Consider the following 24,077-nt stretch of genomic DNA (forward strand, 5'->3'; position numbering starts at 1 on the left):
TAAAAGATGAAATCTCTTTTTCAGTTTCAATTTCAGGAGGTAACCATGAAACCAAAGATTGATTCCACTAGTTTTGGTTCAATTACTGTAGAAGGAGAGACCTTTGAATACGATATTCTCATCCGCCTTGACGGCAGGGTTGAAAAACGAGAAAAAATGCTTTCAAAAGGAAAGTATGGGACTTCTCATAAAATCTCTCTTGAAGAAGCCGAACATATCTATGAGGAAGGAACAGAAAAAATCATCGTAGGGACGGGGCAGACAGGTTTTGTGGAACTTTCTGAAGAAGCTGAAGACTTTTTCATGAAAAAAAAATGCGGGATCGAACTTTTCCCGACTCCCTGGGCAATTGAACGCTGGAATGAAATTGAAGGCAGGGTCTCTGCAATGTTCCATGTAACATGCTGAGGGATAAAAAGATCACAGGCAGATAGTTAACACATAATTACAGGCTTAACAGAAAACTAACAGATAATTCATTTTAACGAGGCAGAGCTGTCTTATTTTTACTGAAATAGCCCTGCCCTGCAATTAATTCGTATAGTTATGTTTTTCCGCAGAATTGTTTTGCACCATTGTTCTGCAGTATTGTTCTACGGCATTTTTCCCTTTATTGTTTTGTTTCCTTTGTTTTCTTCATTCCTTTGTTTCCTTCACATGTACGTCTATCTGCGGGAAGGGGATTTCAATTCCTTCTCTTCCGTAAGCTTCAAAAATCCCGGCCGTCAGGTCATTCTTTACACCCCAAAGGTCCTCAGTGTTCGTCCAGGCCCTGAGCTGCAAATTTACGGAAGAACTGGCAAGTTCGGTAGTAACAACCGCAGGTTCGGGGTCAGGCAGAACAAGAGGGTGCCCTTTCATAAGGTCAAGAGCTATCCGGATAGCTTTTTCAAGATCCGAAGAGTAACTTATACCCACATCGACAGAAACCCTTCTTGTAGGCATTCGTGTCATATTAACAATAGAGCTTCCCCAGACGAGCTTATTAGGGACTGTTATAAGCTGGTTGTCAGGAGTTAGAAGTTCAGTTGACATAATACTTACGGATTTTATTTTTCCGGTCTGTCCGTTTACGGTCACGACCTCTCCCGTATCGATAGGCCTGATTGCCGCAACCCATATCCCGGCTGTTATATTGGTAAAGGTGTCCTGCATCCCGAGGCCCAGTACCAAGCCTATTATCGCAGAGAGACCCACTACAAAACTATCCACATCAAAATTCAGGCTCTTCAAAAAAATCAGGAAAACTATCACATACAGAAGGATGCTCAGGAAATTTGCCAGAAACTGAGTCGTAAGTTCAGGCAGTTTTGTTTTCCGCATCCCTCTCCTGAAAATATAAACAAGAATTTTCACCAAAATAAAACCTGCAATCAGTACTATTACTGCAAAAATCAGCCTTGATACCGTTACGTCAGTATACGGGATTACCTGTCCCATTATTCCATTGCTTATTCCGTTATCCATTTTTAGTCTCCCTCGATTTTTATCCCCTGGTAAACAAAAGATCAAAAAGGCTTTTCATCCTGCTAGTTGGGCATATCTAATGATGTTAGTCCTGTGCTGGTAGCTCAAGACTATACCATTTAGAATTGAATTCAGCATGAAATATGTTAAATTGATTTTATAAGTAACTTATCGAAGATAACATGTAAGAAATACGAATATTTCTATACTTTGAGGACATTATGTATATATGACAGAAAATATACCGTGGTTGGATAAAATAAGCATAGATAAAGATGAATCTATGGAGAACTATGTATCTATTAAGAGATATCTTAGAAAAATAAAAAATGAAACGACTTCTGAAGCAACCTTACGTAATCAGTGTGTTGCGCTCAATATCTTTGCAAAATGGTGCGATAAAGATTTTTCAGAACTAGATGAAGACGACATTTATGATTACTTTGATTACTTAGAATCATACACCTATGAAAGGAACGGGAAAATAAAACACTATTCTGAAACCAGTATTTACCTTTATAAGATGGCTTTAAAGAAATTCTTGCGGATAATTGAAAAAGAAGGTTTGTCAAAATTGATTAAATGTAAAAACCCCGCAACAAAGAAACTTCCAGAAGACATTCTGAGTAAAGAAGATATTGAGAAATTATTAAGTGCCGCACGAAATCCTAGAGATAAAGCACTCATAGCTACTTTGTATGAATCAGGAGCAAGAAAAGGCGAACTTTTTTCGGTTAGATTGAAGCATATAGTTTTTGATGAAAACGGATGCATTGTAACTCTGCCGGAAGGAAAAACAGGTGCAAGAAGGGTTAGACTTGTTTTTGCAGCTTCTTATTTAAGGCAGTGGATTGAATGTCATCCCACTAAAGATAATAGAGATTCATATCTTTTTGTATCTTCAAGAGATGACCATCCTTTAATATCTACTACTGCACTTAAGGAAGGTCTAGATAGAATTTCAAAGAGGGCAGGAGTTAAAAAACGAGTCAATCCTCACGCATTTAGACATGCGAGAGCAACACACCTTGCAGGGCATTTGACTGAACAGCAAATGAAAATATATCTAGGGTGGACTGAAAACTCAAGCATGGCTTCTGTTTATGTTCATTTGAGTGGTAAGGATATCGATGATGCAATATTGAAGATGAATGGAATAATAATGGATGAGACTCATGCAGACGGTTTGAGGGTCGGTAGATGCTCCAGATGTAAAGAACTTAATTCAGAATCAGCCATGTACTGCTGGAAATGTGGTCAACCATTGAGAGAGGGAGCTGAAAAGAGTGTTACAACTGTTAACAAAGAAATGGAAGATATGCTTTTAAAAGTCTTGACTGAAAATTCTGCATTAAAAGAAGAACTTATGAGGGAGTTCACGAAGCTCAAGGGGTAAAGGCTTAAGAGAAGCAATCTACCGAATTGCAGAAGTAAAGAATTTTTGAAATTTATATTACGGGTTGATAATCCGCAATTTTTCTCTTTTTCAGGCTAATGTTATTCGCTTGCACATTGTTTATTTTTTTTAATAAAATTTCCCCTAATTATCTTATAATCTCTGGAATTGACTCTACTCCGGAAGTCGGGGTCACGGCAATAAAGAGCAGTCAACAAACAGTCATAATAATTTTATATCAGGTTGTGTATTCCCATATTTATCATAAGTCTTCAGAGGATTTTGATAGAGGGAGCTGCAATTCACTACATTTGAAAATAAATTTTGGATTTTTTTGGCACAATTCATAACTTTTTTGGTTTCTAGATCCTGTCAGTATTTTCCACATCAGTGCCCATCTTAGTACAATTTTATTTGAAGTAGTACATGAGAGTGTGGAAATTTGGTACCTATGACCTCATATGCTCAAAAATAATTGAAAAGTTGGCATCTAAATTATTGACGAAATTTGTATTGCAAATATCTGTAGAAAATATTTTACCAAAATATTCACATTAAATCGCTGCTTAGGGTAGACTTTTTTGCTTCCTCAATGGCCGATATACTTATATATTGAAGGATGAGATGATAATTTGTTCACCAATCATGTAATAAAAAAATCATATGACTCAAGTAAAAGGAGGATTTAAGTTTGAAAAGAAAATGTGGTGAATTAAAATAAGTTTATTACTATGAGTACTGGGAAATGTATTAAAATTAAGAGACTTTTTATTATTTTCTGGTTTTTCGTTTTCCCTCTATATCGTGCAAAACAATAAAATTTTAATTATATTGATATATTTTTTCTATTTATGGGAAAAGGAAACATTGCAATAGATAAATCAATGATAAAAACAATAGTTGACGGCAAAATAATAATTCCTTTGCCAAAAGTTTTGGTTGAAAATCGATACTATCCTATGTTCTCTATATTCTCCCCTACTCAGTGTGATAGTTGTGGAAGTAAATTACATGTTAACTCTCATCACACTCGTTTTATTATATCACGTTACGGCACTATATCTCTCAATGTTACATACTGGCTTTGTCCCACTTGTAAGAAACCTGCTTTCGGCAGGTAACTTGTTTTTTTCGTAATATTTTTACTGATAGCGTTTTTGCTAGAAAACACATTTTCTTCCACATTAAACATTACTGCAAAAATGGTTCGTTACTTATATAGGGCGTAAGATTTGAGTCGTATGTTAACCAGCTTCAAGTATATTACAAATTTGCAGAATGTTTAAAAAACAATATCAGCAAAAATATTTAATTCATAATGTCGACCTGCCGAATATAAGAAGAAACATTATCATGATCAGGTTATTGGTGTTCAGGGTTCTGCAAATTACAGTTCTGAATATTATGATACACAAATAAATGTCAGATACGATGGACGATGCAGTCTGCACAATTCTCGGCGAATTGGGGAAACATATACAGAAGGAGTAATAAATGTCTGTGGAAGAGCTCCTTGTCCCACTTCATTGTGGTTATATGAACAGAAACTAGCAAAACTTTCAAAGCAAGAACTTTTGAACCAAGGAGTTAGCTTTGAAGAAACATTGTATGTTGATGGGAATTGGATCAAGAATGGATGGAAAAAAAAGCTTGAAGAATTTATTGGAACGAAACTCACAAAGAAAGAATGGAAAAAAATGCGATATAAATCTGTTTACGTTGTTGCTACCAAAGAGAAGGTCATTTTAGATTTTGAAGTAACTGAGAGGTTACCAACAATTGAGGCTCTGATGCCTCTTTTTATACGAATAAAGAACCGATTTCCTGAAGATAAAATCAAAAAGATTGTTTCTGATGAGGATAAAGCGATCATTGGAGCCGTAAAAATGGTCTTTCCTGAAGTGACTCATTCTTTTTGTGTGTTTCATCAATTAAAAAACGTTAGTAAGAGGTATTATGAGGAATTCAGTTCTATTGAAGAGATTCCAGATAACGATAAGATTACCTACAATGAGATATCTCAATTGATACTTTCTGATACGGTTATCAGTGCTGTTGCGCATATTCAGAAGATACGAGAATTTAACTCTGATCTTGAACTTTCTGAAGCGTCTCATAAAGCGATTTCTTATGCCGAAGAGATTTTCAGCAAGAATGTGAGCTTCTTGAAAAAAGGTTTTACACCTGAGACAGATAATACAATGGAACAAATATTTTCTTTGATATGTGATATCGTAGACAAAGCAAGGTCATTCAAAACCGATAATGGACTAACTAATTTTTGTTACAATCTATTTACTTTTTTCAACAAACGGTGTTTCAGCACTGGAAAATGGAAAGGTTTCTCACCTTTAATGAGAGCAAGATTCCAATATGGATAATGCTAGAATTGGAGAATAATTAGTTCTTAAACTTGATGGCTTATAGCTGTAGCTGTCGGAAATTCCCACAAAAATAGTTCCACAATTTGGAAAATTTTGGTGAATGCTTGTGTAAATGAATCAACATTTTTAAATGAGTGAATTGATTTGCTCAAATTGGGATGAAATTTTGTGGTTGTCTTGAAATTGAAGAAAAACCAGAAAAAATTAAAAAGACTCTTCAATTCAGTTAAAATATATTTTTCCTTAAATGGGTTCGCCTGAATCCAAAGAGAAATTAAAAACCCGGGATTTTTGCAGTCCTATAAGGAGCACTTTGCAGGACTTTCTTAGGTCAAGCGATTCTTTTTTCTCTGTGGGAGATTTTTGATTTACTATAATATTTTTTCAGTGGAGCTTTTTTAATTTTTGTAAGATCCAAAAAAATCTGATCTGGAAAATGGATAATTTTGATCCTCCGTTTGTACATATGAAAGCCCTTTGCAAAAATTTATCTGTTGAATTTGCAGGGGCACTTTTACGCCTTCACAGTGGAGCCATGGCTGGAATGCTGAAGATGGGGGCACCGATAAATGACATTTTCAAGGCAGCAAAAGAGGCAGGCTGCCAGCTCGTAAAGGAAGGAGAAATGTCACAGGAGACCCTTGATATTGTAAGCCGAGAACTCCGGCCAAGAGGTATGTATATTCAGATCTTAAATCAGCATGTTCAGCAAAGTTTAGAAGCACTGGAAAATGTTAACTTAATTCATTCTTTTTTTTCTATTTTTGTGAACAATAGTAAAACAAAGATTTTTTTGCTGTTTTTTATTACATTTTTTCGATGTCTCATTCAGTTTAGATATATTTTTCCTACCAGCGGTCTGCAAGCACATCCTATTTTTATTATTGAGCTTCCCTAAAAACTGTTTTTATATAAGGCATCGAAGTTTCAGAAGTGAAAAGTACATTAAAAAAGATTGGAGGAAACCCTAGAAGAGTTTCGTTCCTTCTACCGTATTCCCCAATACAGTAGCTCCGAAAATATGACTTCCAAGTATATTGTTCGGAATGGCACCAACGTCTTCCAGGCAATTTCTTCACATGTCCGACCTTATTCCACTCTTATGACCTAATTGCTCCCGTTATAATATACATTATCCGATTCTTATTTTAAATCAATTATAAGAAATATTGTTTCTGAACAAAAATCATTGCTGCATAAAATGTTTTTAAATCGAACAATATTTTAATGTATAATTCACCTTTTTAATGTATAATTCACCTAAAATCACTCTTATCAATCCAAAAGTGTTTTTCCTGCCTGCTTCTGGCTTCAATCTCCCCTTAACACGTTTGTTAAGCAGGAAATGTAAAAACATAGGTTTTTCCAGCTTTATAAGGGGCACTTTGCAGGGCTTCTTCAGATTAAACGATTTTTTCCTCTGGGGGAGTTTTTTCTGATTAAAGTTAAGACTTCCAACTAAATTCTACGCATAAAATTCGTTAGCTGAGTTCAGTGAAGATTATTTATATCATTTTTAAGCAAAGAAATAGGGGGTTATTTTCTGGATACACCTAAATTTAAAAGACTACCAGGGCACATAGCTATAATACCGGATGGAAACAGGAGATGGGCTTTAGACAGAGGCTTAGAAAAGCATGAAGGATATAAACATGGAATAGTTCCAGGCCTGGAACTATATGATATATGCGTAAAAATAGGGATAGGCGAAGTTACTTTTTTTGGATTCACTCAAGATAACACAAAAAGGCCTCAAATTCAAAGAAAAGCGTTTGTAGATGCCTGTATAAAATCAGTTAAAGAACTTTCCAAACATGATGCTGAACTTCTTGTGGTAGGGAATACCAATTCGGACATGTTTCCAAAAGAGTTACTTGCATATACAAAGAGGACTAAATTTGGGAAAGGTAAAGTAAGGATAAATTTTTTGGTAAATTATGGTTGGTACTGGGATTTAACGTATGCATTTGAGAACTCTTCAGATAGTAAAAAAATGATAGAAAATATTGCATCAGCAGAGATTCCAAGAATAGATTTACTTATCCGTTGGGGAGGAAGACGTAGACTCAGTGGAATGCTTCCGGTTCAAACGGTATATTCGGATATATACGTGGTTGACGAAATGTGGCCAGATTTTAAGCCAGAACATTTATTCAATGCACTGGAGTTTTATCAAGATCAAGATATTACATTGGGCGGATAATTGACTTTCTTGCCTTTTACCGATTCAGTAAAATTGATTTTTTTCTTTTTTGGGCTGTTTTCAAATCAAATTGAAAACCTGTTCCTGTTAACCGAGTCTTGTTTTCATAGGAACCATCTGAAACTGGACCCCAAATAAGGAATGAAATCCTTTCAATCATTCCGGTTCAATTAAAATATATTTTTCTTGCCGGGGGTTTGCTTAAATCTTCCCCGAGTACGTTTGTTAAGATAAGGTTGAGAAAAGTTAAATTGAAAAACCCGTGATTTTTGCAGCTTTATAAGGGGCACTTTGCAGGGCTTCCTTAGATTAAGCGATTTTTTTCTCTGGGAGGGGTTTTATGATTCAAGTGAAAACCTGTTAACTGAGTTCCATTTTCAGGAGCTATCAGAAAATAGGCTGTTATCTCCTCTGCAAACCAAACTTAGAAGTTGTTCCTTTTTGAGAGATTGTGCTCTTATTTTATGGGAATCTTTATATATTATAAATGCAACGTATGTCTGTTGAAAAATAAAGAGCCGTATAACAACTGTTATTAAAAACCAATTTTTGTTTTTAATCAAAGAGTTCTATACAGTCTTATTTTCAAACAATTAATTAACAACTAAAACCAAAGGTGAAACAAAAATGGCTTTTAATGACAGAAACTTCAGAGGAAATTCTAATTTCGGCGCTCCCAGAGAAATGCACAAGGCAACCTGTTCTGATTGCGGTGTTGAAACCGAAGTGCCTTTCAAACCTGACCCCGAAAGACCGGTTTACTGCAGAGAGTGTCTTCCTAACCACAGGGCACCCAGAGAAAACCGCAGATATTAAATGTTGTTTGTGTAACTGAGTTACATCAACACTTATTTCTTTTTCACTTTTTTAATGAACATTAGACCAAGAATATACTTTTTTTACCTGTGGCTTTTTGCAGCTTGGGAAGAAGCGCTTTACAGGGCCAATAAATTATGTAATTTAGTGATCTTTTGGCTTTTAGGTGTCCGTTTTTAAAGGTAAGTGGAAATTTTTCAAGCAATCCGGTTTCAAAAGCATAGTCAACAAACGGGCTGTTACCGTCTCTGTAAACTATGTTTAAAAAAGCGTTCTCCCCTTTGAGAGAATGTGATCTCTTTTGTATAGGCACCTTTATGTAATTTGACTGTATGGTGTATGCGTTGAAAATAAAGAGACGTATAATCTGTTATTAAAAACCGATTTTTGTTTTTAAACTAAGGGATATACATCTTGTTTTTAATATTCTTAAATATCCGCTAAAGCGGAGGTGAAACGAAAATGGCTTTTAATGACAGAAATTTCAGGGGAAATTCCGGAGGTTTCCGCGGTAACAGCGGACCAAGGGAAATGACAAAAGTGATCTGTTCTGATTGCGGTGTTGAAACCGAAGTACCGTTCAAACCCACCGAAGGCAGACCAGTATACTGCAGGGAATGTCTTCCTAACCACAGGAAATTTTAAGGATAATCTGTATCAGGTGTTAATTTGTAATTAAGGTTCCATTAACACCTGATTCATCTTTTCTTTTTGTTTTTTTGGTTTATTCTCTTTGTTTCGTTACTTATTTCCACCTAATCAGGAAAGGAAAAGTAAGAACAAACCGAAATCGGAAGTGAGGATTTGTATGAACCATTCAATCCAAGACTTATAAAAAAATTAATAAAATATTTTTGAAGGAGGAATTAACCTGGCTAATTACAGAAGCACTATTAGAAAAAGGCGAACAGGATCAAATAAACCGGCCAATGCAGGAGATACTCCCGAAGTATCAAGGGTACGAATCCCCCGCAAGGACAGAAATGAAGTCCTGGCAACGGTTGCGAGTTTACTCGGTTCGAAAAGGGTAACACTTCAGTGTATGGACGGAGTTGTTCGCATGGGCAGGATTCCAGGCTCTAAAAAGAAGAGGATGTGGATCCGAGAAGGCGATGTTGTCATAGCCAATCCCTGGGAAATTCAGGACTCCAAAGCCGAAGTAACCTGGAAATACACAAGGCCCCAGGTTGAATGGCTTGAGCGGAAAGGCTACATTAAATAATGATTAAAAAGTATCGAATAAAGATGCCTGATATAACGGGTATCTGAAATAAAGGTGTCTGAAACAGATGCCTGAATCCATATTTTACTTTTCAGCAGAAGCGCGTCTCTGTTGTTGTGTGCAAGGTTTCATAGAGAACGACTTATTTACATACCTCTGCCTTTAGTGTTTATGTTTGCTGTGAAAGAATGATGAAACTTTTCATTCTCTTTCATCTATGTTTTAAAATATTTTTCCTGTCGGAGGTCTGCATAAATCTCTCCCAAACACACCTGGATGATTAAGAAATACGAAAACCTGGCAATGTACATTGAGAAAGTAGCAGTTTCTAATCCGCTCATTTTTTTCCTTTATCTATTTAGAATGAAAGTAATGTGACTTGAAATAATGTGACTTGAAAAGTACTTCCGTTTTTTTCGCCTGTAATTTGAATAATTTCATGTTTGTTTTTTAAAAATGTCGCTATGTTCTTCTGCTTTACTTGAAATTTTTAAGTAGAATCTATCCGAATCTAATATTGTGTTGAAATTATCAATATGGATTTATGTCCTTCCATGAAATCGATGATGTTCTATGGAATCCATAGAACCTTATTCTCCCCAAAATCACATACCTGAAGACCTCATGTCGATATAAGGAAGTCGTTAACGGAATTTTGTAGGCCAGGTCGTGAGCTCCTCAACAGATTTTGAATCATAACTTTGTAGCTATGATTGAAACCAGATTAAAGTAATTTCCACCTTCAGCTTCCATCATTCCTATATCCCTACGAGCATAGTCGTTATCACACGAAAGCCAGTCCTGCCAGGATTCTTCCAAGCAATTTAATTCTTTGCATTCTTTAATACTTACCAAATCAGAGTTTTTCCATAAATTATACCACCAATCACATGAGTGTAGAGTTAAAGTCATATCATCAAACCAGTATGGCACTAATTCTGCTGGAACTCCATTTGTAAATTCCTGCTTCAAGCCCGGAACTGCAACTGCTATTTGCCCTCCTTTTTTTACGAGTGGAGCAAAATACTTTGTCAAATAATCTTTTTCAACCCCGAAATAGTGATAGGCATCTATACTGATAGCAGCATCAAAAAACTCATTTGCAAACGGCAGATCATGAGCTTCTGCGTGTATTGGTATTATTTTATCTTCCAATCCCATTGACTTGATTCTCTCATAGTTATCTGTTGCACTTATCCAGAGATCAGTTGCAAAAACCGTAACATCATATTCTTTTGCCAGGAATATTGAGGTCAGCCCTCTCCCACATCCAAGATCAAGTATTCTCATGCCTTTTTCAAGCTTCAAAGATTCGGACACTTCCTCAAGAATCTTTATTGCGTTTGGTCCCATCATGTTTTCTTTAACAAAATCAAAATCATATTTGTTACTTTTTGTAAACAGCATCTTGACCACTTTTAGTTAATCTATCCCATATTATTTCATGGAGTTTATTACTTATTATTGGAGTTTATTACTTATTATTGGAGTTTGTTATTTATTGTTCTTCTATAGATTTCGAGGCAACCTTTGTCACATATCGTTCTTTTATTTGAACGGATGTATTCGGTCAGTATAGCCTTTAACTTAACAACTTCACTTTCATATGCTTGAACAGTAATCTTAATAACGTTCGGAAAGATAACCGTTTTACTCTACAATAAACTGAAAAGTAGTGAAAAAATGAATGAAAAATTACTTGCAAAAATTGGATTGAACAAGTATGAGAGTTCAGTTTACCTAACACTTCTAAAACAAGATTCTATGGAAGCAAGTAAATTATCACATGCATCGAAAGTCCCTATAGGAAAGATATACGAGGTTCTCAAAGCTCTCAAAAACTATGAGCTTGTCGAAATCCAACCGTCACGGCCACAGAGATACCGGGCGGTTGATCCTAAAAGCGCATTTAAACTCATGTACAAAAGAAAAGAGGAAGAAACACTCAATGAGCTCAAAATGCTCAAAGAAACATTCGATGAAATCGAAAGGGAACTCTGCAAAGACAATTCCCCGCAAAATGTTGAAACTGTCTTCTGGCCTGACAGGTTTCGTAATAATGAACTAAATGAAATGTTGGATTCATTTTTTGAGAAAATCGAGCATGAAATATGTGTTGTAATCCATATTAAGTACAAGCCTGGAAGATCAGAGCTGTATGATGCCTCAATATCCACCTTTAGCAAAGCTTATTTGAGTTTAGTACAGCGTGGCATAAAAGTTAAAATTTTAGATCCGGGATCACAATTACTGCCATCATTAAAAGAGCTTATTGATTCAATAGAAGATCTGTCATTTAAACACTATATTAAGGACCTGATGGAAGTAAGAATTTTGGAAACCGAATACAATTTTACAATCATTGATTCCAAGATAACCCTGCTCGATATTGAAGACCAGTTCAATATGAGTAGAAACCTCGGTATGACAAGAATATATGACGAATCATATGCAAAGCGATTCAGGACAAAATTTGATGAACTCTGGACAAAGGGTGAATTGTTTTCTCTGACTTGACTTGCAAAAATATCCGTAAATTTCAATTTTTCTATTAGTTTTCACCTCTTTTTCCTGAAGATGAAAGTAAGTTACTTAAAATTGAATGAAAGTTCTTCTTCTCTATTCTGTTTAGCTAAAATATCTTTTTCCTGCCGGCGGTCTGCTTAAATCTACCCCGAATACGTTTGTTGAAATAAAGTTAAGAAAAGAGAAATTGAAAAATCCGCGATTTTTCCAGCTTTAAAAGGGGCATTTTGCAGAGCAGGTAAGTTTTGTGACTTTTTTAATAGATTCTTTTCAGTTTCTTTCTTGAAGTCATTAACATGACTTGTGAAATTTTCTCAAATAAATCTTTATGTTTTGATGTTATTTATGATTTAATTTAATATTTTTTCAATAGAGTTATTTTATTTTGTAAGATCTGAAAAATATGATTTACAATACAGAGCTTGAATGATTGCTGTTTTATAACTAAAACAGCAGACTGTTCTTTACTAAGAGTGGTTGAGAAATGTTGGAGGAAACACCTTATGAAAGTTCTGGCAATAAATTCCAGTCCTAGAATGGATAAAGGCAACACAGCTATGATACTGAACCCTTTTCTTGAAGGGATGAAAGAAGCAGGGGCAGAAGTGGAACTTTTCTATACGAGTAAACTCAAGATTCATCCGTGCACAGGAGAATTCAACTGCTGGCTAAAAACGCCAGGCAAATGTCTGCATAATGATGATATGAATTTATTATATCCAAGGATCGATACGGCTGATGTTATAGTATTTGCAACGCCGGTTTATGTAGATGGAGTCACAGGTCCGATGAAAAACCTTATGGATCGTATTATTCCTCTCGCACACCCATTCTTCGAATTACGAGATGAACACTGCCGCCACCCTCAGCGTGGAGACACGAGGGCCCGCAAGTTTGTTCTGGTCTCCAACTGCGGCTTCTGGGAAAAGGACAATTTTGATCCTCTGCTTGTACATATGAAAGCCGTTTGCATAAATTTATCTGTTGAATTTGCAGGGGCACTTTTGCGCCCTCATGGTGGAGCCATGGCTGTCATGTTGAAATCGGGTGCACCGATTAACGACGTTTTCGAGGCAGCAAAAGAGGCAGGCTGCCAGCTTGTAAAGGAAGGAGAAATGTCACAGGAAACCCTTGATATTGTAAGCCGAGAACTCCTTCCAAGAGATATGTATATTCAGATCTTAAATCAGCATTTTCGGCAAAGTTTAGAAGCACTGGAGAAATGATTAAGGTAATTAATTTCATACTTATTTTATTTTTTGTGAATATTACATCCTAAAAATAGAAGTGCAGGTGTTTTCATTTTTACCTTCTGACATATAGCCAATTCATTTAAAATATATTTTTCTTGCAAGCGGTCTGCTTAAATCTACCCCGAATACGTTTGTTGAAATAAAGTTAAGAAAAGTGAAATTAAAAACACGCGGTTTTTGGGGCTCTGTAGAAAACCGATGAAGTAATAAATCCGCATTAGCTTGAACTGAACCTTATGATCTGTATTTTCCATAGTTAGTTTCAGTCCCTTAATGCTGATTTATATAGGTTTTTTACAGAGCCGTATTTTGATCTTTTTACTTTGAAATTCGTTTGACTAAGAGCCTATCCGAAAAATATATGAATTCCGATTCAGGGTAATGTTTTGCAGTGATAAAACGAAAAACGGGACGCGACTACGAGATATCTGATGAATTCTGGAATAAAATAAACCCTTTACTGCCATTGCTCAAACCTAAAAAGAAACCTGGAAGACCTAGAGAAAATGATCGGAAAATAATGAACGGCATTTTCTACATCCTTCGCACTGGCATTATACGAGGTATTATAAGAGGCATTACTCGGGGTATTATGGGGGTATTATGCGAAGCATTGTGTGATCAAACATTTTCGCAAGTTTTTTAAACTGTCAATTAGTATTTAATGCGCATGCCCGTGCTAAATCCATACTTTTTCGCCTTCGAGATTCTGGTTTTAGTGCTCTTTCTGGTCTGTCTGCAAAATGCGTGGCAGCGAGGCTCCTATGTAGTCTGGCAACTTCTTGCCGTGGTGCTCTTCGGCTTGCTGCTGGAATGGGCTACAATCCAACAGCTCGACGCCTACGAGTACGGACGCTTTCTGGTAATGCTTGGGCCTGTCCCTGTGGTCGTTGGGGTGGCCTGGGGGACTATCATCTATAGCGTTCGCTCCTTTTCCGATAAAACCAACCTTCCGGAATGGGCACGCCCGGTGCTCGACGGCCTGATGGCCCTGAGCATCGACCTTTCCATGGACGCGATAGCCATCCGCCTGGGCATGTGGGATTGGGGAAAAGGTCTTGAACATCAGTACTTCGGTGTCCCTTACAACAACTTCTGGGCATGGTTCTGGGTTGTGTTCTCATTTTCAGCAAGCCTTCGATTGCTATCAAAGCTCCCTGGATTCTGGGGACGCTGGCTCTCCCCTGCAGGAGCTATAATCTGCGGCACTGCGGGCGTGCTTATTACCAACGAGCTCATTACCAACATTCCCAATGACCTGATACATTACGCTACTATCGCTGTAGTCTTAGGAGGTGCTCTGCTATTGATTTTGGCATTACTCCCGGAAGTCTCGGTACAGTCTCAGGCTGCATTTGTCTTTCTTGTGCCTCTTGGATTTCATGCCTATTTCCTGATAGCAGGATTAGTTTCAGGTGCCATCCTGAACCCACCCTTTTTGCTGGTGGTAAGTATATTTATGAGCATAGGAGCAATTTGGCTTCACCGAGATGCTCTAAATTACTAGTATCGGTCTAATAAAGAAAGCAAAACAGAGAAAGCAAGTAATTAGACCACCGGCTAACATCATCTTACAAGCCTTTTACGCCCGTCTTTCAAGACCTCTCCAGAAGGGAGTCGAGACCAGAGAAGATCTTCCTTTAAGCTGTTCAGCAATGGTTGTGGTCTTGCCAAAGGTTTTCTTTGCATCAAAACTCACATACACAACACAGGTTGCATTTTTGTGAAATCAAACTTTACAGGCTTTCCGTTTGTAATAAAAGCTTGTGAAAAGTTCCTTTACCTGGACATTTTTTGCAGGTTCAGGAGAAATGTCTGCGCCTCAACCACCACTGGAACTACTATGGCTACTTACACCACTTGAACTGCTAGGTGTAAGTACATTTATTGCAGCAGTTTTTGAGTCAGTTCCATTTTTGTTGCTTACAGTTAGGTTGACAGTATAGGTTCCAGGATTTGCATATATATAAACCGGATTTATATTACTGGAATCGAGCTGTCCGTCGCCATTGAAGTCCCAGATCCTTGAAGTTGCTTTCTGGGACATGTCATTAAACTTTACTGTTAGGGGAGCATAACCCTCGGTAACGTTGCTACTGAAGTTTGCAACAGGGAATATTGGTTGTGCTTGGAGAGAACCTATAAACTGCCCGAAGGAATTAGGATTACGTCCTACATTCATAGTTGCTGTAACCTTGTTTGTTGATGTGTCAATTACAGAAACAGTATCTCTGAGCTGATTAGCCACATATACCTTTGATCCATCCGGTGTGACTGCAACTCCAAAAGGACTATTTCCTACAGGAATTGTGGCTGTAACCTTGTTGGTAGCCGTGTCAATTACAGAGACAAAACCATCGACTGTGCCAGCCGCATATGCTTTCTTTGTTCCTGCAACATATACCTTTGTTCCTGTCGGATTGACTACAATTCCATAAGGAGAGTTTTCTAGATCCACCGTAGCTGTAACAGTATTTGTAGCTGTATCAATTATAGAGACAGTACTGTCACCGCGGTTCCCCACATATACTTTTTTCCCATCCGGACTTATTGCAACTCCACAAGGATCGTCTCCTACAGGAATTGTGGCTATAACAGTGTTTGTTGCCGTGTCAATTACAGAGACAGTTTTGTCACGGAGATTAGTCACATACACCTTTTTCCCATCCAGTGTAACAGCAACTCCAAAAGGAACTTCGCCTACAAGTACTGTGGCTTCAACCTCGTTGGTATCTGTGTCTATAATGAGGGTAGTGTTGTTGCTGGGATTTCCCACCTCATGATGTGGCACATATACCCTTTTCCCATCAGGGGAAACTGCAACTCCACGAGGAGAGTTTCCTAGAGGAATTGTGGCTGTAACTTTGTTTTTTGTTGCATCAATTACAGATATAGTACGGCCAAAAAAGTTAGTCACATATACCTTTTTTCCATCCAGTGTAACAGCAACTCCCATAGGATAGTTTCCTACAGGAATCATGGCTGTAACCTTGTTAGTAGTCGTGTCAATTACTGAGACATTGTTGTCGCCGGAGTTCGTAATATATGCATATGGACCTACACCGACTAGCTGCATTACTGTTATTGTAGTTAACTTTGAATCTGTACCATTTTCATTGATTGCTGTCAGATTAACTGAATAGATTCCTGAATCTGCATATTCATGAACTGGACTTCTTTGTGTAGAATTACTTCCATCCCCAAAATCCCAGTTCCATCCAGTTGCATTTTGTGAAAGGTCAGTAAATTGAATTGAGAGAGGAGGATAACCATGGGTAACATTGCTACTGAAGTTTGCAACTGGAAATGGATTAGTAACGACTATGTAATTTGGCTTCATTACTTTATTATTACCTGCGTCATTTCCCGCAGTCAGACTGATTGTATAGTTTCCTGGCTTAGTAAATGTGTGCGTTGCATTCATGACATGTTTTGAGTCAATCCCGTGCCCAAAATCCCAAATCCAGGAAGTAGGTACTCCGCCAGTGCTGGCATCGGTGAATAACACAACTAGAGGTGCAGCTCCATAAGTTGTGTTTGCAGTAAATTCAGCTACAGGTGGCAAGGTGTTTGTGACAGAAAGATCACAGATATAGATGCCAGTATCATTAACCCCACCATAACTACTGTCTATTCCCCATACAATAGTATCATTGTAGATATCAGGTGTTGTGTGAGTTCCCCTTGGATAAATATAGACTGGAGTGCTTTTTGCTGAAGGAATATCATAAACGTATACACCGGCATAACCAAACTGGTCATCGCCAGATTTTGAATATACGATTTCATCCCCGCTTATGTCAATATGAGTGCCCGTGTCATCTCCAGCATCAATAGTATCAGATCCATATAAAGTATTACCTGTATTATCACTGGTAACATCTATAGCCTTTTTAGCGACAAGGTCATACATTTGTATAAATCCAGATCTTGTATAGAAGTTTGACCATATCACTTTATTACCATACATATGCGGATTAAATACCTGACTGGAATGATGTACGTTTATGGTCTCCTTAGTATTAACATCATAAACAGCAATGTTTCGCCCGTCATCATCGTCGTAACCATATGTTATCTTGGTCTCGTATATTTCTGGATTCTCTCCTTGAGCTATCCAGACTTGTGTTGAGGTAGATATATCACGCATATATACGTTGTAACTATAACTTGACCTATTGTAATTTGCACTCCACACAATTCTATTGCCGTAAATAGCGGGAAAACTGTAGTTTCCTACATCCTGTGTGATATACGAACGAGCACCCGAAGGTATGTCATAAACTGTAAGTCTTGGCACTCCACTGCTTTTATCATGCCACACTAATTTGTTGCCGTAGATAGCCGGATGAGATGCTGCAGAAGAGCTAACTGTAGTGCCTGTTTTCGAGGTTAAATCATAGAGATGAATAACACCCCCACTTGTCCATACTATCTTGTTACCATAAATAGCAGGATCAGATCCACTACCAATTCTCGTCACCTGTGCCGCTGAAGCCACGGATGAAATTAAAATAGAAAACACAAAAAATAAGACAGTTAAAACCAAAGCTATCGAGTATAATTCTTTGTTAATTTTCACCAGCTTCTTCCCCTTATATTCATCTAAAAAACGTTAATTCCCAGGTCATAAATTGAATGTTTAATTATTTAATTTTAAATTCCAAATATATAAAAATAAAAGAAATTAAGATCGTGTATAAAAAAGCGATATTCTGGTAAATCAAGGCTGAATTAAAACATCAAAATGCTCAGGCATAAAAACTTACAAGATGTCTTAAGAATTCATACTGCCATGGAACTACCATGTAGAAAGTTCCGAAAACGCTGAAACTCCCTTCTGCGTGAAAGAGTAAAGATTACAAGGCTATAAAGAAAAAACTCGAGAAAAGTCAGCTTAGATGAGGAGAATTCAGAGTTCTATATAGGGGAGTATATTTTATTAAGAAGTAAGCAAGCCAGCATGCGAGAGTTGCCGAGCCTGGTTAAAGGCGCCATCCTGAACCCACCCTTTTTGCTGGTGGTAAGCATAGTTATGAGCATAACAGCACTTGGGCTTCATCGAGATGCTCTAAATTACTGGTATCGGTCTAATAGAGAAAGCAAAACAGAGAAAGCAAGTAATTAGACCACTGACTAACCCCTATCTTCAATCCGTTTACGCCCGTCTTTTAAGGGCCGACCCAACGATGGAGCATTACAAACGAATATATCTAATTTGGGGGGTGAAAATAATGTCCAGATTTTCATTCTCGATTGGGATGGAAAACTCTTGACAACAATGCTTCCTCCTGAAAGTACCAACGTAAAAACAAAGTTTGCTCAGTATCATGTTTTTGAGGATAAAGAGGCAAGGCTTGAGATAGCAAAGAAATTATTTCGGATTAGAAGAAAAGGAAGTAAAAGAAATATTTAAAAACAAAACATTTTTTATAATTTGTTTTGAAATAAATATGAATCATGAATTCTAAAACAATACTAAAACTAAAAAGACTATTTTTCCATAGTGAAAGAGTTCATTAAAAACCAAAAAATCAATTATGGTATAAGCTATTTTTAAGGAGTCATTACAAGAAACTTAAATGCCCATTTTAGAATAGTCATCCTTGTTCATTAATATCCAAGCCACTCTCGAATAAAATGGTCTTTGACTCTTCCTCTTTTTCAATTTTTTCGAGGATCTCAAATGCTGTATTGACTGAAAATTCGTGTTCCGATTTCAACAATTCTTCCAACTGCTTTTTGTTCTTTACAGTACAGATCTCTTTGAGAATAGCTGCAGTTTTCCTTTGCACATCTCCAGCTTCATCTTTCAGTGAATTGATTAGTAGTTGCATTGCGGTTTCAGATTCAATATTACCAAGCACTTCTACCACACTCAGCCGCACATGCTTATCTTTATCTGTCATTACATTGCCTAGTAGTTTCACTATAATTTCAGACCCAACACCTTCATTTTCGTTTTCCATTACATTTGTGAATAGCTGTACCATCGTTTCAGACTGACCTACTCTGGATTGAGGATAAGAACTTAACAACATAAACGTCTTTAATAGACTTTCTCTCATAGATTCCGGTTCGTTCTCGTCTATCATTACATTAATTAGCAGCTGCATAGCATGTTTAGATTCGAAGTTGCAAAGTGAATATGCAGCACTCAACCGTACATCTTCATTTTCATCTTTAAGCAAATTGATTAAAGGAGTGATCGAGAGTTCCGACTCAATAACTCCAAGTACCGCTGCAGTACCTTTTCGAACATTTTTGCTCTCATTATTAAGCGCATTGATTAGCTGTCGCACGGCAGTTTCAGATTTAAAACTCTCAAGTGCTCTTATTGCTTCACTTCTCACATGTTCATCTTCATCATTTAATTTATCAATTAACGGTTGCACTGCGGTTTCAGACTTAATATCCCCAAGTGCAACGACAGCACTCCACCGCACATTTTCGTTTTCGTCTTTAAGCAAATCGATTAGGGGCTGCACAGCAGCTTCAGACTTTATTTTTCCAAGTGCAATTGCAGCACTCACTCGTATATCTCCATCTATATCTTCATCTATATACTCCTCTTCATCTGCATATTCATCTTCATTTACATCTTCGTCTTTTAGTAAATCGATTAGAGGCTGCACAGCAGCTTCAGACTTTATTTCCCCAAGTGCCCCCACTACATCACTTCTCACAAATTCACTTTTATCGTTTAATGCATCGATTAACGGCTTAACTGCAGTTTTAGACTTTATTTCCCCAAGCGCATGTGCAGCTACACCTCTGACAGATTCTGATTTATCTTTTAATGCACCGATTAGAGATTGAACTGCGGCTTCAGATTTTGTATGACTTAGTGCAAGGGCAGCATTCATTCTTACCTCTTCGTCTTGATCTTTAAGTGCATTAATTAACGGTTGTACTGCTATTGCTATTTCATATTGAATTTGTAAAAATACTCCTGTTACACCTCTTCGTACGTTTATATCTTCATTTTTAAGTGCATTGACTAGCAATTGCACTACAGTATCATACTCATTTCTAAACTCTGCAGAATAAGGAAAGGAATCCCTGCTTTTAATTATAGAAGAGCATATACTTCCAAGTGCTTGTCTAGCATTATGTTGTAAATCTAAATCTTCATCTTTCAACGCTTCAATCAATAACATAACTGCGGTTTCAGATTCTAAATAACCTAACATAAGTGAAGAAATATTCCGTAATTCTTTGTCTTTGAGTGCATTAACCAATGCCTTCACTGCTTTCTCCGATTCAATATCTTTGAGTGCTTTTACTGCATCCCATCTGACAGACAGATCTTCGTTTTCATTATTCAATATATCAATTAGTGATTTCTCTGCTATTTCATCGTTGATTACTATAAGTGAATGCGCAGCTGCTGACCGCACATGTTCATTTTCATCTCTCAATGCGTCGATTAATGATTGCACCGCTCCTTCCGATTCAATATAGCCAAGTGCTTCCGCTGCTTCCTTTCGCACATCTTCATTTTCATCTTCTAATGCATCAATTAGCGGCTTCACTGCTTTTTTCGATCCGGTACTTCCGAGTGCGTTTGCTGCATTCGACCTCACATCTTCATTTTCATCTTTCAATGCATCGAGGAGTAACTGAACTGCTGCCTCCGACCTAATGTTTCCAAGTGCTTCTGCTGCGTTCCACCTGATGTCTTTGTCTTCATCTCTAAGAGCTTTGGCAATTGTACCAATTCCGATGATTCCAATCCTTTCCAAGCTCTCAATCACGTTTATTTTTTCCAGTTTATACTTCGAATCCATTTTATCGGCAAGTAAAGAGCAGATCTTCTCTTTTATTTCATCACTTGCTTTATTTGAACACTTTGAAGCCAAGAACAGATTGCCTTTTAAAATAATTGAATCGATGAATTTGTCAGCCGAATCCAACATTTCAGAGGTAAATATCACGACTTCTTCCCATTTCGGCTGACTGAAAGCTTCTGAAATATCAAATCCATTCTCAAAATATTCTTTTAATTTTATGGCTGCAAAATATTCCTGAAAAGACTGATGGAATCCATATTCTACTTCGGTGTCTTTTCTATTTAAAAGCCCGAGTTTGAAGCAATCTTCTAGAATATGCTGAGAGGTTGTTTCTTTAAATCTGGGATCGTTAGCATTCTTTGCGACAAAATTCAACGCTTCATCGTACTCACATGAAACCTTATTCCAGCACTGAAGCCTAAAATACAAATCCGTGAGAGCATTTCTTATCTGTATCTGGTCGGAACAAAGGCTTTTTCCTTTTGTTTTTACATGAGCAAAAAGACCAGATATAAAGGCTTTATACATTTCAGGACGGCTTGAAGGGAGCAAATCTTCAGTATTGCTCTTTCTTTCCATTGCAACTCTGATTGCAAGAGAGAGTAGCATTGGATTTGTGAATAGAGATTTTAATTGCTTATCACCTAGGATTTTATCATTTAGAATGCCCCTAGTTTCCATATCTGGAACGCATTTATAAATGAATGTCAGGATTTTTCCGTATGTGAGTTTCTCCAGTTCCGAAACTTTGAAATCACTTCTAATACTCTCAAAAAAGTCAGGTCTCGATGAAATGATGAATTTGCAGTTGCTGTATTCGGATACAAAATTGGAAATCTCTTCATAAGGAAAGAACCCATCAGTAGGCGAGAGTAGGTCAAAGCCATCAATGAACAGTATGGTTTCTCCTTTCAACAGTATTTCTAAAATGTCTTTTGAAATTCCTCTTCCCTGCGCTTTTATCCTCACATAATCGTAAAAAGAGCCTTTGATGTACGAGTTTAATTCCACGTAAAGAGGAATGCTTTCGTTTTTTCCCTCAAGGTAATTTGTTGCATAGATGAAATTCAACCATTTGAGGGTGGTTGTTTTACCAGCACCTGATTCCCCCGAGATAATGAGCCTTTCTTCTTTCTTGACAAGTTCGAGTACCTCATAATCTCGGGTTCTGTCGCTTTTTTCATCGTGAAACTTGAGGCTTATCGGCAAAATTTCTTTGGCTGAAAGCTCTGTATATACTTCACTAATCCCGAATTCACTGTCTTCAGCTATTATCTTATAGATGTATTTTGTTATTGATTCTTGGAAATCTGTACCTAATTCCTTTCCAAAGTTTTGATCCATCTTATTGCCATTAATTACTTTGTCGTGTATTTCCACAACTCTTTGAGACATTTCTTGGAATCCTTGAGATAGATTATGGACTCCTTGATTTGTTTCACGAGATATTTGATAAGTCTGTTTCGCTAAATGAGTTTTAAGATTCTCCCTGAGTTCAGAGTCTTTTTCAATCTCATGATCTAAAATTTCGAAAAAAGTATTTAATATTGACTTTGCATATTCTCTGGAGAAATTCTCTTCACTAAACGATGCAAGAAAATCGTCATTTAAGCTCTTTAGTAAGTCACTACTGTTTGGATTTTCAAGGTATTCTTTGATTGCCGTTTTTACGTTTTTCTGACGCAGAAAGATATCAATTTGCGTTCCACTTTGTCTATATTTCTTATTTAATTCTTTAATTGCATTTTTATATGCTTTCGAAGAATGATCAAAAAGTCTGCCTGGGATTTTCTTGGCTGAGTCATATAGTAGGTTAGTAAGAAGACCTAAAGCTAATTCTGAAATTACCATTCATATCCCCATGGCAATAAACATGTTTTTGCTGTTTTAAACCATCTAACTTTCGAAACCATGTAAATTAATATTTCGATTTTACATGGACTCCCATGTTTGACTTTTATTGCTCATGAACATAGAGTGAAAGATTAGACGAAAATCCGCTCTCTTCTATTTCAGGTCCTGAGGCTTGCAGAAAAGAAGATTTCCTTTCTCACTCTAAAATTCCCAGTTCCTTCCTAAGTTCTTCCGAATACTCCGGCACCGACCCCGGTTTTGATGCAACATAAGTCCCAAGCATGATGGCAACTGAAACGGCTTTTGAAACTCCGTACCCTGAAAGAAAGGTATATAGGAATCCAGCAGAAAAAGCATCTCCTGCTCCGACCGTATCCGCAACTTCTACGGGGGTGGTTTTAATTTCCTCGTAGACTCCATCCTGATAGACAGCTGCTCCCTCAGGTCCTTTTGTTATGCAGATCACGGATATTTTCGGGTACCTGTCCGTAAGCAGGCGGCAAAGAGTTCTACAGGCATACGTGGTGCCAAAAAGCATACCGGAAATTTTTGCTGCCTCTTCTTCATTCATTTTGAGGATCGTGCAGCGCTCAAGGGAAGATAAGATCCATTCCTTTCTGTAGAATCCGGCTCTCAAGTTTACATCGTAGAAAAAATGTTTTGCTTTTATTTCCGAAAGCAGCCTTTTAAGTGTCTTCCTGTTTTCTTCCGACCTCTGGGCTAGGGTCCCGAAGCAAAAAACGTCCCACTCTTCGGCTGCAAGAGCTTCAAATTCTCTTTCATCCGGGGTAATCGCGTCCCAGGCTACGCCTTCATTGATTGTGAAAATAGGGATTCCTTCGGCTTGAAGTTCTACGGTTACGGTCCCTGTAGGTCTCTTTTCATCAAGCAGGATATACGAAGTGTCAACTCCCATCTCTTCAGCCCTGGAAAGGAGAGTTTTGCCAAGCTCATCTTTTCCGACTGCGGTGAGTACAGCCGGTTTTGCTCCCAGTTTTGCGAGGTGGGCTGCAAGGTTAAGGGGGGCACCTCCGAGATGGACGGTGCCTTTGATGATATCAAAAAGGGCTTCTCCGAAGGTGAGAGCTTTCATATCATTAACTGGTTTTACAGCTTTATTTCTGTTTTGCACTTTTCTGTTTTGCACTTTTCTGTTTTGCACT

The 24,077-nt window shown here is 37.4% G+C and carries 19 protein-coding genes and 1 pseudogene; 14 read left to right on the forward strand and 6 right to left on the reverse strand.

The genetic code is table 11. The features are described 5' to 3' along the window. Positions 1-45 precede the first annotated feature (45 nt). A complete protein-coding gene (locus MA_RS09500) occupies positions 46-408 on the forward strand; it encodes an Mth938-like domain-containing protein (protein ID WP_048065230.1) in 363 nt (120 codons plus the stop codon). 228 nt (positions 409-636) lie between these two features. Here the strand turns inward: MA_RS09500 and MA_RS09505 are convergent, their stop codons facing one another. After that, positions 637-1,467, reverse strand: coding sequence for a mechanosensitive ion channel family protein (locus MA_RS09505; protein WP_048065231.1), 831 nt, complete (start codon positions 1,465-1,467; stop codon positions 637-639). A gap of 229 nt (positions 1,468-1,696) precedes the next feature. Here MA_RS09505 and MA_RS09510 point away from each other — a divergent pair, with 229 nt between their 5' ends. The 8 genes from MA_RS09510 (at position 1,697) to eif1A (ending at position 9,488) form a co-directional block, all read left to right on the forward strand. Further along, complete coding sequence (locus MA_RS09510) at positions 1,697-2,863, forward strand: tyrosine-type recombinase/integrase (RefSeq protein WP_011021830.1); 1,167 nt, start codon at positions 1,697-1,699, stop codon at positions 2,861-2,863. Between the two features lie 851 nt (positions 2,864-3,714). After that, complete coding sequence (locus tag MA_RS26790) at positions 3,715-3,984, forward strand: hypothetical protein (RefSeq protein WP_226990813.1); 270 nt, start codon at positions 3,715-3,717, stop codon at positions 3,982-3,984. Between the two features lie 453 nt (positions 3,985-4,437). Continuing rightward, positions 4,438-5,244, forward strand: a complete 807-nt coding sequence (locus MA_RS09515; RefSeq protein WP_226990814.1) for a transposase — start codon at positions 4,438-4,440, stop codon at positions 5,242-5,244. A gap of 439 nt (positions 5,245-5,683) precedes the next feature. After that, a complete protein-coding gene (locus tag MA_RS28190; RefSeq protein WP_011021832.1) occupies positions 5,684-6,145 on the forward strand; it encodes a hypothetical protein in 462 nt (153 codons plus the stop codon). A gap of 690 nt (positions 6,146-6,835) precedes the next feature. Continuing rightward, a complete protein-coding gene (locus tag MA_RS09525; protein WP_226990854.1) occupies positions 6,836-7,450 on the forward strand; it encodes an undecaprenyl diphosphate synthase family protein in 615 nt (204 codons plus the stop codon). Between the two features lie 627 nt (positions 7,451-8,077). Next, entirely contained in the window at positions 8,078-8,266 is a 189-nt protein-coding gene (locus tag MA_RS09530) for a CxxC-x17-CxxC domain-containing protein (protein WP_048065234.1), read from the forward strand. Between the two features lie 462 nt (positions 8,267-8,728). Continuing rightward, positions 8,729-8,911, forward strand: coding sequence for a CxxC-x17-CxxC domain-containing protein (locus tag MA_RS09535; RefSeq protein WP_048065235.1), 183 nt, complete (start codon positions 8,729-8,731; stop codon positions 8,909-8,911). Positions 8,912-9,158: 247 nt separating this feature from the next. After that, positions 9,159-9,488, forward strand: coding sequence for a translation initiation factor eIF-1A (gene eif1A / locus MA_RS25400; protein ID WP_083755900.1), 330 nt, complete (start codon positions 9,159-9,161; stop codon positions 9,486-9,488). A 693-nt stretch (positions 9,489-10,181) separates the two neighbouring features. On the opposite strand, the gene MA_RS09545 is transcribed toward eif1A, so the two are convergent. Further along, positions 10,182-10,895 (reverse strand): SAM-dependent methyltransferase, encoded by a 714-nt coding sequence (locus MA_RS09545; protein ID WP_193589527.1) that lies wholly within the window; start codon positions 10,893-10,895, stop codon positions 10,182-10,184. A 276-nt stretch (positions 10,896-11,171) separates the two neighbouring features. Between MA_RS09545 and MA_RS09550 the strand changes: the two genes are divergently transcribed. From MA_RS09550 to MA_RS09565, 4 genes and pseudogenes are all read left to right on the forward strand, one after another. Further along, entirely contained in the window at positions 11,172-12,005 is an 834-nt protein-coding gene (locus MA_RS09550) for a TrmB family transcriptional regulator (RefSeq protein WP_011021836.1), read from the forward strand. Between the two features lie 512 nt (positions 12,006-12,517). Next, entirely contained in the window at positions 12,518-13,240 is a 723-nt protein-coding gene (locus MA_RS09555) for a flavodoxin family protein (RefSeq protein WP_011021837.1), read from the forward strand. Positions 13,241-13,658: 418 nt separating this feature from the next. After that, positions 13,659-13,820, forward strand: a pseudogene (locus tag MA_RS26795) (transposase); the annotation flags it as partial. Positions 13,821-13,937: 117 nt separating this feature from the next. Beyond that, positions 13,938-14,774, forward strand: coding sequence for a carotenoid biosynthesis protein (locus MA_RS09565; protein WP_226990815.1), 837 nt, complete (start codon positions 13,938-13,940; stop codon positions 14,772-14,774). Between the two features lie 75 nt (positions 14,775-14,849). Here MA_RS09565 and MA_RS25405 read toward each other — a convergent pair whose 3' ends face one another. Both MA_RS25405 and MA_RS09570 read right to left on the reverse strand, forming a co-directional pair. Further along, positions 14,850-14,966, reverse strand: coding sequence for a hypothetical protein (locus MA_RS25405; RefSeq protein ID WP_157860148.1), 117 nt, complete (start codon positions 14,964-14,966; stop codon positions 14,850-14,852). A gap of 123 nt (positions 14,967-15,089) precedes the next feature. Next, positions 15,090-17,849 carry a PKD domain-containing protein gene (locus MA_RS09570; protein WP_011021839.1) on the reverse strand — a complete coding sequence of 920 codons (2,760 nt, stop codon included), beginning with the start codon at positions 17,847-17,849 and terminating at the stop codon, positions 15,090-15,092. A 627-nt stretch (positions 17,850-18,476) separates the two neighbouring features. On the opposite strand from MA_RS09570, the gene MA_RS09575 reads away from it, so the two are divergent. Continuing rightward, a complete protein-coding gene (locus MA_RS09575; RefSeq protein WP_281085527.1) occupies positions 18,477-18,683 on the forward strand; it encodes a CRISPR-associated endonuclease Cas1 in 207 nt (68 codons plus the stop codon). 184 nt (positions 18,684-18,867) lie between these two features. Here MA_RS09575 and MA_RS09580 read toward each other — a convergent pair whose 3' ends face one another. Together MA_RS09580 and MA_RS09585 are read right to left on the reverse strand one after the other, a co-directional pair. Continuing rightward, positions 18,868-22,911, reverse strand: coding sequence for a HEAT repeat domain-containing protein (locus MA_RS09580; RefSeq protein ID WP_011021840.1), 4,044 nt, complete (start codon positions 22,909-22,911; stop codon positions 18,868-18,870). A gap of 199 nt (positions 22,912-23,110) precedes the next feature. Next, the gene (locus MA_RS09585; protein ID WP_048066267.1) at positions 23,111-24,007 is read right to left on the reverse strand and encodes a carbohydrate kinase family protein; all 897 of its coding nucleotides are present in this window, start codon (positions 24,005-24,007) and stop codon (positions 23,111-23,113) included. Positions 24,008-24,077 lie beyond the last annotated feature (70 nt).

Origin of the sequence: Methanosarcina acetivorans C2A (assembly GCF_000007345.1) — an archaeon.
GTDB lineage: Archaea > Halobacteriota > Methanosarcinia > Methanosarcinales > Methanosarcinaceae > Methanosarcina > Methanosarcina acetivorans.

Excerpts from the sequence above, each read along its gene's own strand:
- MA_RS09500 (WP_048065230.1), top strand. The coding sequence starts at position 46 with ATGAAACCAAAGATTGATTCCACTAGTTTTGGTTCAATTACTGTAGAA.
- MA_RS09505 (WP_048065231.1), bottom strand. The coding sequence starts at position 1,467 with ATGGATAACGGAATAAGCAATGGAATAATGGGACAGGTAATCCCGTAT.
- MA_RS09510 (WP_011021830.1), top strand. The coding sequence starts at position 1,697 with ATGACAGAAAATATACCGTGGTTGGATAAAATAAGCATAGATAAAGAT.
- MA_RS26790 (WP_226990813.1), top strand. The coding sequence starts at position 3,715 with ATGGGAAAAGGAAACATTGCAATAGATAAATCAATGATAAAAACAATA.
- MA_RS28190 (WP_011021832.1), top strand. The coding sequence starts at position 5,684 with ATGGATAATTTTGATCCTCCGTTTGTACATATGAAAGCCCTTTGCAAA.
- MA_RS09530 (WP_048065234.1), top strand. The coding sequence starts at position 8,078 with ATGGCTTTTAATGACAGAAACTTCAGAGGAAATTCTAATTTCGGCGCT.
- MA_RS09535 (WP_048065235.1), top strand. The coding sequence starts at position 8,729 with ATGGCTTTTAATGACAGAAATTTCAGGGGAAATTCCGGAGGTTTCCGC.
- MA_RS09545 (WP_193589527.1), bottom strand. The coding sequence starts at position 10,895 with ATGCTGTTTACAAAAAGTAACAAATATGATTTTGATTTTGTTAAAGAA.
- MA_RS09550 (WP_011021836.1), top strand. The coding sequence starts at position 11,172 with ATGAATGAAAAATTACTTGCAAAAATTGGATTGAACAAGTATGAGAGT.
- MA_RS09555 (WP_011021837.1), top strand. The coding sequence starts at position 12,518 with ATGAAAGTTCTGGCAATAAATTCCAGTCCTAGAATGGATAAAGGCAAC.
- MA_RS09565 (WP_226990815.1), top strand. The coding sequence starts at position 13,938 with ATGCCCGTGCTAAATCCATACTTTTTCGCCTTCGAGATTCTGGTTTTA.
- MA_RS09580 (WP_011021840.1), bottom strand. The coding sequence starts at position 22,911 with ATGGTAATTTCAGAATTAGCTTTAGGTCTTCTTACTAACCTACTATAT.
- MA_RS09585 (WP_048066267.1), bottom strand. The coding sequence starts at position 24,007 with ATGAAAGCTCTCACCTTCGGAGAAGCCCTTTTTGATATCATCAAAGGC.